Source organism: Teichococcus deserti (assembly GCF_001982615.1).
In the GTDB taxonomy this organism is placed as follows: Bacteria; Pseudomonadota; Alphaproteobacteria; order Acetobacterales; family Acetobacteraceae; genus Pseudoroseomonas; species Pseudoroseomonas deserti.
In genome coordinates this window covers 1-10,906 of the sequence record NZ_MLCO01000192.1, presented here as the reverse complement: position 1 = coordinate 10,906, position 10,906 = coordinate 1, and the positions used below count along the sequence as shown (strand labels likewise).

Here is a 10,906-nt window from a genome sequence, read left to right as displayed (position 1 = left end):
CCGCCTGCCCCGCCTCCCGGCCCGAGCCCCCGCCGCGGATCGGCTTCATCGGCCTCGGCATGATGGGGCGGCCGATGGCGCTGCGTCTGCTGGTCACCGCCACCGAAGGCGCGCCCCCGCTCCTGGTCGCTGACCGCAGCCCCGAGGCGATGGCCTCGCTCGCCGCCGCCGCGCCGGAAGGACGCGCGCCCCGCAGGGCGACCGACCTGGCGGCGCTGGCCGCGGCCGCCGATGTCATCCTGCTGATGCTGCCCGACAGCCGCGCCGTCGCCGCGGTGATGGAAGGGCTGCTGCCGCAGCTGCGACCCGGCATGCTGCTGGTCGACATGGGCTCCTCCGTCCCGGCCGAGACCCGGCGCTGGGCCCAGGCCGCGGCGGCCCGGGGCGCGGCGCTGGTCGATGCGCCGGTCTCCGGCAGCGTGCCCAAGGCGCGGGACGGGACCCTGGCCATCATGCTGGGCGGCGCGGAGGCCGATTGCGCCCGCGCCCGCCCGGTGCTGGCCCGGCTCGGCGCCCAGGTGATCCGCACCGGCCCGGTCGGCTCGGCCCATGCCATGAAGGCGCTGAACAACTTCGTCTATGCCGCCGGGCTGCTCGCCGCCTGCGAGGCGATGCACATGGCGGAGGAGCTCGGGCTCGACCCGGAGATCTTCACCGAGGTGCTGAACGCCTCCTCCGGCCGCAACGTCGCGACCGAGACCAAGCTGCGCCAGGCCATCAACAACCGCCGCTACGATGCCGGCTTCCAGCTCGGGCTGATGCGCAAGGACCTGGAGACGGCGGGCAGCATCGCGGAGGAGACCGGCTTCCCCGCCGCGGCGCTGGCCACCTGCCGGCTGCGCTGGACCGCGGCGCTGGAAGCGCTGGGGCCGCAGGTCGACAACACCGCCATCCACCGCTTCCTGGCCAGCAGGGCGGGCGCCGCCGCGGCCTGGCCGGAGCGGCCGCTGCGCATCATCGTCCCCTTCCCGCCCGGCAGCATCACCGATGCCATGACCCGGACCGTCGCCGACGCGCTGGGCCAGGCGCTGCGCCAGGCGGTGGTGGTGGAGAACCGCGCCGGCGGCAACGGCGTGGTCGGCACCCAGGCGGCGATCCAGGCGCCGGCGGATGGCAGCGTCATGGTGGCGATCAGCGTCTCCACCGCCTCGCTGAACCCGCATGTGCTGCGCAACCTGCCCTATGACCCGCTGCGCGACCTGGCCCCGGTCGGCTATCTCTGCGACTGCCCCTACATGCTGGCGGTGACGCCCTCGCTGCAGGCGGCCAACCTGGCGCAGCTGCTGGAAATGGCGCGCGCCCGGCCCGGCCAGCTGACCTACAGCTACGGCAACCAGAGCGCGATGATCTGCTCGGCGCTGCTGGCGCAGATGGCGGGGGTGCAGATGCTGGGCGTGCCCTATCGCGGCGGCGCCGAAGCGCTGACCGATGTCGTCGCCGGCCGCATCACCACCACCTTCACCGATTTCGTCAACGGCCCGCCGCAGCTGCGCGAGGGCCGCATCAAGGCCTTCGCCGTCACCTCCGGCAAGCGCTTCTCCCTGGCCCCCGACACGCCGACCGTGGCGGAGACCCTGCCGGGCTACGACCTGTCGGTCTGGTTCGGCCTGGCCGCGCCGCGCGCGACGCCGGAGCCGGTGATCACCCGGGCGAACGCCGTCCTGGCCGAGGTTCTGGCCCAGCCGCAGCTGCGCGACCGGCTGGCGAGCCAGGGCCTGGCGCCGCGCAGCATGTCGCCGGGCGATTTCGCCGTGCTGATGCGGCGGGAGCTGGACCTCTGGGGGGATCGGGTGAAGCGCCTGAACATCGAGCCGACATGAGCGAGGGCTGCATCCGCCACGCGCGGGACGCGCGGGGCATCGCCCGCGTCACCATCGACCGCCCGGCCAAGCTGAACGCCATGACCGAGGCGATGTTTTTGCAAGTCGCCTCGGTTGTCTCCGGCTATGCGGGTGATCCGGGACTTCGCGGCCTGGTGCTGCAGGGCGCCGGCGAGCGCGCCTTCGTCGGTGGCGCCGATATCGGCGTCATGGCCGGGCTGTCCGGGCCGGAGGACGCCCAGCGCTTCATCTCCGCCGTGCATGCCGCCTGCCGGTCCTTGCGCGACCTGCCGGTGCCGGCGATCGCCCGCATCCAGGGGCTGGCGCTGGGCGCCGGGCTGGAGCTGGCCGCCGCCTGCGACCTGCGCCTGGCCAGCAGCGCCGCGCATCTGGGCATGCCGGAGGTGGTGGTCGGCATCCCCTCGGTGGTGGAAGCCTCGCTGCTGCCCGGGCTGATCGGCTGGGGGCGGACGCGGCGGCTGCTGCTGCTCGGCGAGACGATCTCGGGCGAGGAGGCCGAGCGCTGGGGGCTGGTCGAGCGCTGCGTCGCCCCCGAAGCGCTGGACGGCGCGCTGGAGGAATGGATGTCTCTTCTGCTGAGGAACGGCCCCGCCGCCATCCGGTCGCAGAAGGCGCTGCTGCGGCAATGGGAATCCCTGAGCCCGGATCAGGGCGCCGAGGCCAGCATCGCCACCTTCGCCGCCGCCTTCGAAGGCGAGGAGCCGGCGCGGATGCTGGGCGCCTTCCTGGCGCGGAAGCGGCGCTGACCGCCGCGGCCCGTCAGGCGGCGCTGGCCCGGCGGGCGCCGTCGGCATAGCGCGAGATCCGCACCGGCGCGTCGGGCGCCATCGACCGGAGGTCCTGCGCGGTCAGGTCGCGGGCGATGACCACCAGCGCCTCGGGCGTGCGCGCCGTCCGCGCCATGCGGGACAGCGGGCTGAACAGCGTGCCGACCACCTGCACCAGCAGCGCGGCGCCGTCGTCCTCGGCCGGATGCAGGAAGCCCTTCATCCGCAGCAGCCGCTCGCCGGCGAAAGCCGCCAGGTTCTCCATCCAGTCGAGGCGGTCGTCCCAGCCGGCGTCGCCGAGGAATTCGACCAGATGGACGCCGATGCGCGGATGCGGGGCGGCGGCCCCGGGCGTCGACAGGGCGGCGCCGGGCGGGGTGGTGAAGGCGGCCAGCGCGCGGCGGGCCGGATCGGGCTCGACGATGCGGGCGGCCAGCGGGTTGATGCCGGCGGCCAGCGCGGTCGCGGCCTCGCCTTCGGCCTGGTCGAGCTTGGTGACCACCACCACGTCGGCGGCGGCGATCTGCGCCGCGAATTCGTCAAAATGCGCGGCGCGCGCCTCGGCCTGCGCCGCGTCGCAGGTGGCGATGGCGCGGACCCGCAGCCCGAGCGGCGCCAGCGGGCCCAGGCTGCGCAGGATCGGGCCCGGGCGCGACAGCCCGCTGCATTCCAGGATGATGCGGCGGAAGGGCGGCAGCCCGGCCTTCTCGCGGCTTTCCAGCAGCGACTGCACGGTGAAGACCAGGTCGTTGGTCAGCGAGCAGCAGACGCAGCCATTGCTGAGCATCGCCAGCGGCAGCGGGCCGCTATCGGCGATGACGGCGCCGTCGATGTCGATCTGGCCGGCCTCGTTGACGATGACCGCGGTGTCCGCGGCCTCCGGCAGGGCCAGCCAGTCGCGCAGCAGCGTGGTCTTGCCGCTGCCCAGGAAGCCGGCGAGCAGGATGAACTCGGCCGGCGACTCATTGGTCACTTTGGGGCCTCGATCATGCCGGCGCGGTTTCCGGCGTCCTGGCGGCGGCCTCGGCCTCGAGCGCCTTCTGGTCGGCGACCATTGTCCGGATGTCGGCCAGCATGGCGGGGATGTCGAAGACCAAGCCGGCGCGGATGGTGTGGCGCAGCGCCTGGCGCCATTCGACCTGGCCGGTCGCGTCGTTCAGCCGCAGCGCGCCGGTGGCGTAGAGCAGCTTGAAGTCTTCCAGCGGGTTCTCGTCCAGCACCAGGAGGTCGGCGCGCTTGCCGACCTCGACGCTGCCGGTCTCGGCATCGATGCCCAGCAGCTCGGCGCCCTGGATGGTGGCGCTGCGCAGGACTTCCAGCGGGTTGAAGCCGGCTTCCTGCAGCAGCTCGAGCTCGCGCACATAGCCGAAGCCATAGGTCTGGAAGATGAAGCCGGAATCGCTGCCGGTGCAGACCCGGCCGCCGCGGTTCTTGTACTCGTTGATGAAGCTCATCCAGAGGCGGTAGTGCTGCTTCCAGTCGATCTCGTTGCCCGTCGACCACTTGAACCAGTAGGAGCCGTGGCCGCCGCGGGCCGGCTGGAAGAAGCGCCACATGCTGGGCCAGGTGTAGTCGTCATGCCAGTCGGCGCGGCGGGTGCGCATCACGTCGCGGTTGGCGTCGTAGATCGAGAAGGTGGGGACGAAGGTGAAGTCGAGCGCCAGGAAGCGCTCCATCACCTCGTTCCACTTCGCGCTGCCGGGCTCGGCCGCCTGCTGGAAGGTCTGGCCGGCGGAGGAGAAGCGGAAATACTCGTCGTTGTAGTTGTAGCCGGCCGGGTAGCTCTGCACGACGCGGTTGTCGTAGAGCGCCTCGGGCAGGCCATAGTAATGCTCGGCGCTGGTCAGGCCCCATTCGGCGGTGGTCAGCGCGTTCATCCGCGTCACCGCCTGCTGCGCGTGGTGGCAGCCGGAGCGCAGGCCGAGCTCGCGGCATTCGGCCAGCGCCGCCTTCATGATCGCCGGCGGCGCGCCGAAGAACTTGACGCCATCGGCGCCGCGCGCCTTCAGGTCGCGCAGCCAGGCGCGCGCCTCGTCGGGCGTGTGGATGGTCTTCAGCATGTCGTTGACGGCGGGAAAGTAGGAATGCACCACCAGGTGCGGCGCCGCGATGCGGTTCTCCTGCGAGGCCTTGCGCTGCTCGACCATCCAGCCCAACCCGCTGAAGCCGCCCATCTCGCGCGCCGTGGTGACGCCATGCGCCAGCCAGAGCTTGTAGACATAGTCGGCGGGCGCCGGCGTGCCGTGCAGCGCGTGATAGGGGACGCCGGCATGGGCATGGCAGTCGATCAGGCCCGGGGTGACGAACTTGCCGTGGCAGTCGATCTCCTCGTCACCGGCGGGCGGGCGGCGCGACGGGCTGATCGGCTTGCCCGGGGTGCCGACGGCGACGATGGCCGCGATGCGGTCGTTCTCGATGACGATGTCGGCCGGGCCCCAGGGTGGCGCGCCGGTGCCGTCGATGATGGTCGCGCCGCGCAGCACCAGGCGCCTGAAGGGCCCCGAGCCGCAGTCGCGCCCGGTCGAGGCCGGCACCGGCGGCATGCCGTTCTTCTGGTTGCGCCCGGTGATTTCCTCACCCGTCTGCGGCTTCGCGTCCATCTTGGTGTTTCCCTTTTGGTGGGAGGTCCAGGAACCTAAGGTTCCTGGCGGGGAGAGTTTGAGAGGGGCGGCGCCCCTCTCAAGCCGTCTTGTACTTGCGCCCGAGCAGTGTGCTGCCGACCACGGTCAGCAGCAAGGTCACGCCGAGCAGGATGAAGGCGAGGGCCGCGCCGAAGGGCCAGTTGTTGCCGCGGACGAACTGGTCGTAGACGGCGGGTGCCATCATCTTGAACTGCGGCCCGCCGAGCAGGACGGCGGAGGCGTAGGTGTTCATGCAGAGGATGAAGACCAGCACCGACCCGGCGGCTACCCCGGGCAGCGCCAGCGGCAGCACGACGCGGCGGAACACGGTGAAAGGCTTCGCGCCCAGGTTGGACGCCGCCTCTTCCGCCTGGCGCGGGATGCTCTCGATCACCGAGGCCAGGGTCAGGATCATATAGGGCAGCACCACGGCGACGATGCCGGTGACCACCGAGCCGGTGTTGTAGAGCAGCGGCAGCGAGGTGGTGATCAGCCCGAGGCCCTTCAGCGCCGCGTTGATCGCCCCCTCATTGCCGAGGAGGGCCATCCAGCCGGCGGCGCGCACGACGTTGCCGACCAGCAGCGGGAAGAGCACCAGGATGGTGGCCAGGCTCTTCCAGCGGCTCTGCATGCGGGCCAGCCAATAGGCGGCGGGGAAGCCGAGCGCCAGGGTCAGCAGGGTGCAGCCGAGGGCGACGCCGAGCGTCGTCGCCATCACCTGCTGGTAGTAGGGGTCCTGGATCGCCCGCAGGTAATTGGCCGCGGTCGTCGCTTCCACCATCATCTCGGTGGGGCTGAACTGGTTCAGGGAGATGCGCGCCAGCAGCAGCATGGGCGCGACCAGCAGCAGCAGCACCAGCAATCCGGCGGGAAGGACGAGCGCGGCCATCGGGTTACGCCTTGAACTGCTTGTTCCAGAAATCGAGGATCTCGGCATGGGTCTTCAGCAGATAGTCGTAGTCGGGGGCGCGCAGGCGGGCCTGCTCGGCCTCGGTCAGGCTGATCTGGCTGGCGATCTCGGCCGGCAGCGGCGCGTCCTTGACGGTCGGCAGATAGCCCATGCGGTCGGCGAAGGCGGCCTGCGCCGCCGGCTGCAGCGCCGCGTCGATATAGGCGTAGGCATTGTCCTTGCCGCGGCTGTTCTTCGGCACCGCCATCTCGAAGACGATGGCATAGGCGCCCTCGGACGGGACGACATGCTTCACCGGGATGCCAGCCTTCTGCCACATGAAGCCGCGGGCCAGCCACATCGGCGTCATCCAGACCTCTTCCGACTTCAGCGCGGCGGCCAGCGCCTCGTTGGACGGATAGACCTTGGCGTCGAGCGAGCGCAGCTCCATCAGCTTCTTCTGCGAGGGCGCGTAGTTGTTGAAGGCGCCGCCGCCGGCCATGGCGGCCGCGAAGGTGTTGGTGCTGTAGAGGATGTCGGAGAAGCCGACGCGGCCGCGATACTTGGGGTCGAACATGTCGGCGAAGCCCTTGGGCGGCGTCGTGATCTTGTTCGGGTTGTAGAGCAGGACGAGCGCCGAATAGATGTGCGGCACGGCATAGGGCTTGGCCAGCGCCGGCAGGATGGCGGCGCCGCGCTTCAGCTTGGCCATGTCGAGATTGTCGAAGACGCCCTGGGCCGAGATCATGTGCATGTCGGTGTCCGACAGGCAGGCGACGTCGAAGGTGCCGCGGCGGGCCTGGCGCTCGGCCAGCAGCTTGGTCTTGCGCGGATCGGCATTGGCGATGTCCTGCAGGACCTCGATGCCCTGCGGCGCCATCAGCGGCTGGTCGATATTGGCGCGCAGCAGCTCGCCGTAATCGCCGCCCCAGGTGCCGACCACCACCTGCTTGGCCTGGGCCCGGGCGATGCCCGGCAGGCCTGCGGTGATGGATGCGAAGGCGGCGCCAGCGCCGGCCAGGGTCGCGCGACGGGTGATGTTCATGCCAGCTCTCCCAGGTTCAGAGTTCGGATCGATCAAGTCGCGGCAGGCAGCAGCCGGGCGGCCGCGGCCTCCCAGCTCAGCGTCACGGCATCGCCGACGGCCAGCCGCCGCAGCGGGTCGGCCAGCGTCGGGGTCGGGCGGATGATGAGCAGGGACGTGCCGTCCTGCTCCACCAGATATTCGGTCTGCGCGCCGAGATAGGTGACCGCGGCGACGCGGCCGCCGCCCTCGGCATCCGGCTGCAGCCCGATGCGCTCCGGCCGCAGCGCCAGCAGGGCCGCGTCGGGGCGGGCCTCGGCGGCCTCGACGTCGCAATGCAGCAGGGCGCCGCTGGCGGCGCGGAAGCCGCCCGGGGCCTCGAGCCTGCCCTCGATCAGGTTGCAGCGGCCGACGAAGCCGGCGACGAAGGGGTCGGTGGGGTTCTCGTAGAGCTCCTCCGCCGTGCCGACCTGGCGGACCCGGCCGCGCTCCATGACGACGAGGCGGTCGGCCATGGTCAGCGCCTCCTCCTGGTCATGGGTGACGATCAGCGTGGTGAGCCCGAGGCGCTGCTGCAGCGCGCGGATCTCCATCCGCACCTCGCCGCGCAGCTTGGCGTCGAGATTCGACAGCGGCTCGTCCAGCAGGAAGACGGCAGGGTTCACCACCAGGGCGCGGGCCAGGGCGACGCGCTGCTGCTGCCCGCCTGACAGCTGCCGCGGCAGCCGGTCGGCCAGGTGGTCCAGGCGCACCAGCCGCAGCGCCTCCATCACCCGGCCGTCGCGCTCGGCGCGGCCCACCTTCCGCATCTCCAGCCCGAAGGCCACGTTCTGGCCGACGGTCATGTGCGGGAACAGGGCATAGGACTGGAAAACCATGCCGGTGTCGCGGGCATGCGCCGGGCGGCGCGTCACATCCTGGCCGCCGATCAGGATGCGGCCCTCGCTCGGCGGGATGAAGCCGGCGACCATGCGCAAGGTCGTGGTCTTGCCGCAGCCCGAGGGGCCGAGGAGGGCCACCATCTCGCCCTGCTTCACCTCCAGGTCGACCCGCTCCACCGCGGTGGACGACCCGTAGCGCTTGCACAGCGCTTCCAGCACCAGATTGCCCATCAATGCTCTCCTTCGGCGTGGTGCAAGCGCGTCACACGACCCTCGACAGTTTCACGAAGCGGTCGGTCAGCAGCATCAGCCCGCCGACCAGCAGGATCTGCACCGTGGCCACCGCCGCCAGCGTCGGGTCGATGCGGAATTCCAGGTAGCTCAGCATGGCCACCGGCAGCGTCGTCCGCCCCGGCCCCACCAGCAGCAGCGAGAGCTCGAGATTCTCGAAGCTCTGGATGAAGGAGAACAGGCAGGCGGCCACGATCCCCGGCCGCATCATCGGCAGCGTCACCCGGCGGAACACGGTGAAGGGGCGGGCGCCGAGATTGGCCGCCGCCTCCTCGGCCGAGCGGTCGAGCTGCGCCAGGCTGGCCGAGACCAGCCGCACCGTCCAGGGAATGGTCAGCAGCACATGCGCCGCCACCAGCCCGTGCAGGGTCGCGGTGATGTCGGCGTCGATCCAGAATTCCGCGCGCAGGTAGAACATGTAGAGCGCGGTGCCCGCCACCACCCCCGGCACCGCCAGCGGGCTGAGCAGCAGGGTGTTCACCGCCCCCTTCCCGGGCAACCAGCCGCGGGCGATGGCATAGGCCGCCGCCGTGCCCGTGGGCACGCCGATCAGCGTCGCCATCAGCGCCACCTGCAGGCTGGAGACGAAGCCGCGGGCGAATTCCTGCCGGTCCCAGGCGTTGACATACCAGTCCAGCGTCAGCCCCGGCGGCGGGAAGCTGACGATCTCCTGCCGGAAGACGCTGATCACCATGACCATCACCACCGGCGCCAGCATCAGGGCGAAGGCGGCGGCGACCACGGCATGGAACAGCAGACGGCTTGGCGCGGGCATACTCATCAGGCGACCTCCGGCGCGCAAACTGCCCGCAGATCGGCCCGCCGTCAAAATTCCTTCACGAGAGCGGGAGCGGCAGCCCCCTGCCCCCGCAACGAGCCGCCGATCCCAGGGCTTGAACCCGGCCGGCCGCCGGGCATGATGGCGGCGATGCGCAACCTGCTCACCGACGTGGCCGGCGTCAGCCTCGGCCACAGCACCGACCTCCGCCTGGGCTCCGGCGTCACGACGGTGATCTTCGAGCCGCCGGCGGTGGCCGCGGTCCATATCGGCGGCGGCGCCCCGGGGTCGCGCGACACCGCCCTCCTCGACCTCGACGCCACGGTGCAGCGGATCGACGCCATCACCCTGTCCGGCGGCTCCACCTTCGGGCTGGATGCGGCGGGCGGCGTCCAGGCGGCGCTTCGCGAGGCCGGGCGCGGCCAGGTCTTCGGCGGCATGCCCATCCCGCTGGCGCCCCAGGCGATCCTCTTCGACCTGGCCAATGGCGGCGACAAGGAATGGGGCCGCTTCACCCCCTATCGCGAGCTCGGCTACCAGGCCGCCATCGCCGCCCGCCCGGGCGACTTCGCCCTCGGCAGCGTCGGCGCCGGCACCGGGGCCACCACGCCGCTGGTCAAGGGCGGCATCGGCAGCGCCAGCGCCCGCACCGGCAGCGGCCACATCGTCGCGGCCCTGGTCGCGGTGAACGCGGTGGGCTCGCCGCTCGTCGGCGACGGGCCGCATTTCTGGGCCGCCCCCTTCGAGGAGGGCGACGAATTCGGCGGCCTCGGCCTGCCCAAGGCCTTCGACCTGCGCCTGCGGATCAAGGGCGGCGCCCCCACCGCCACCACCATCGGCATGGTCGTCACCGACGCAACCCTGACCAAGGCCGAATGCCGCCGCCTGGCCCTGATGGCCGATGACGGCCTGGCCCGCGCCATCCTGCCCGCCCACGCCCCCAACGACGGCGACACCGTCTTCGCGGCAGCCACCGGCGAAAAGCCGGGCGGGTCGCTGGTCGAGCTCGGGCACCTCGCCGGGATCGTCATGGCGCGGGCGATCGCAAGAGGGGTCTATGAGGCGACGGCACTTCCTTACCCGAACGCGATCAGGAGCTGGAACGACAAGTATCAGGGGGAATGAATTCCCCCTGAACCCCCTTCTTTTCTTTCTGTCTGTGCTGCCGCGGGCCGTTCAGACGTGGGGCGCCTGACCTCACGCCGGGCTGCGGGCCAGCAGCAACCGGCCGCCCAGCAGCACCAGCGCCACGCCGGAGACCGCCTTCACCGCCCGCGCCACCATCGGCCGCAGCAGCACCCGCGTCAGCTGCCCCATCATCAGCACCACCAGGGCATAGAAGGAAAACGCCACGCCGGCATGCGCCAGCCCCAGCGCATAGCCGGTGGCATAGAAGCCAGGCTCGCCGGCCTGCAGGAATTGCGGGAAAGCCGCGACATAGAAGATCGCCGGCTTCGGGTTCAGGATATTGGTCAGGTAGCCCATGGCGAAGGCCCGGCCCCCCGTCGGCGGCGCGCTCGCGGCCGGCATCGGCACCGACAGCCCGCCGCCCTGGCGCAGCGACCACAGCGACTTCAGCCCCATCCAGATCAGATAGGCGGCGCCCGCCACCTTCAGCGCGGTGAACAGCAGCGCCGAGGTGGCGATGATCGCCCCCACCCCCACCAGCGCCAGCGTCACATGCGACAGGATCGCCGCGCAGATCCCCAGCACCGCCAGGAAGCCGGTCGCCCGTCGCCCCCCCACCCCCAGCAGCATGAACAGGTTGGGCCCCGGCGTGACCACGATCAGCGTCACGATGGACAGGAACAGGA

General features: G+C 71.3%; 10 protein-coding genes. 3 read left to right on the top strand and 7 right to left on the bottom strand.

The genetic code is table 11. The features are described 5' to 3' along the window. Together BKE38_RS18815 and BKE38_RS18810 are read left to right on the top strand one after the other, a co-directional pair. Nucleotides 1-1,820 (top strand): tripartite tricarboxylate transporter substrate-binding protein (locus BKE38_RS18815; protein WP_083747667.1); only part of this gene is annotated, 1,820 nt, incomplete at its 5' end. After that, nucleotides 1,817-2,587, top strand: a complete 771-nt coding sequence (locus BKE38_RS18810; RefSeq protein WP_076958806.1) for an enoyl-CoA hydratase — start codon at nt 1,817-1,819, stop codon at nt 2,585-2,587. The genes BKE38_RS18815 and BKE38_RS18810, both read left to right, overlap by 4 nt. Nucleotides 2,588-2,600: 13 nt before the next feature. Here BKE38_RS18810 and BKE38_RS18805 read toward each other — a convergent pair whose 3' ends face one another. From BKE38_RS18805 to BKE38_RS18780, 6 genes are all read right to left on the bottom strand, one after another. Then, nucleotides 2,601-3,581, bottom strand: a complete 981-nt coding sequence (locus BKE38_RS18805; protein ID WP_076958805.1) for a CobW family GTP-binding protein — start codon at nt 3,579-3,581, stop codon at nt 2,601-2,603. A 13-nt stretch (nt 3,582-3,594) separates the two neighbouring features. Next, nucleotides 3,595-5,208 (bottom strand): amidohydrolase family protein, encoded by a 1,614-nt coding sequence (locus BKE38_RS18800; RefSeq protein WP_076958804.1) that lies wholly within the window; start codon nt 5,206-5,208, stop codon nt 3,595-3,597. 79 nt (nt 5,209-5,287) lie between these two features. After that, complete coding sequence (locus tag BKE38_RS18795; protein ID WP_076958803.1) at nt 5,288-6,118, bottom strand: ABC transporter permease; 831 nt, start codon at nt 6,116-6,118, stop codon at nt 5,288-5,290. 4 nt (nt 6,119-6,122) lie between these two features. After that, nucleotides 6,123-7,163, bottom strand: coding sequence for an extracellular solute-binding protein (locus tag BKE38_RS18790; protein WP_076958802.1), 1,041 nt, complete (start codon nt 7,161-7,163; stop codon nt 6,123-6,125). A 32-nt stretch (nt 7,164-7,195) separates the two neighbouring features. Further along, entirely contained in the window at nt 7,196-8,254 is a 1,059-nt protein-coding gene (locus BKE38_RS18785) for an ABC transporter ATP-binding protein (protein WP_076958801.1), read from the bottom strand. Nucleotides 8,255-8,285: 31 nt separating this feature from the next. After that, nucleotides 8,286-9,095, bottom strand: coding sequence for an ABC transporter permease (locus tag BKE38_RS18780; protein ID WP_106409252.1), 810 nt, complete (start codon nt 9,093-9,095; stop codon nt 8,286-8,288). Between the two features lie 147 nt (nt 9,096-9,242). Between BKE38_RS18780 and BKE38_RS18775 the strand changes: the two genes are divergently transcribed. After that, complete coding sequence (locus BKE38_RS18775) at nt 9,243-10,217, top strand: P1 family peptidase (RefSeq protein WP_367595982.1); 975 nt, start codon at nt 9,243-9,245, stop codon at nt 10,215-10,217. A 72-nt stretch (nt 10,218-10,289) separates the two neighbouring features. On the opposite strand, the gene BKE38_RS18770 is transcribed toward BKE38_RS18775, so the two are convergent. Further along, the coding region (locus BKE38_RS18770; RefSeq protein ID WP_207553607.1) for a LysE family translocator at nt 10,290-10,906 on the bottom strand (617 nt) is incomplete at its 5' end.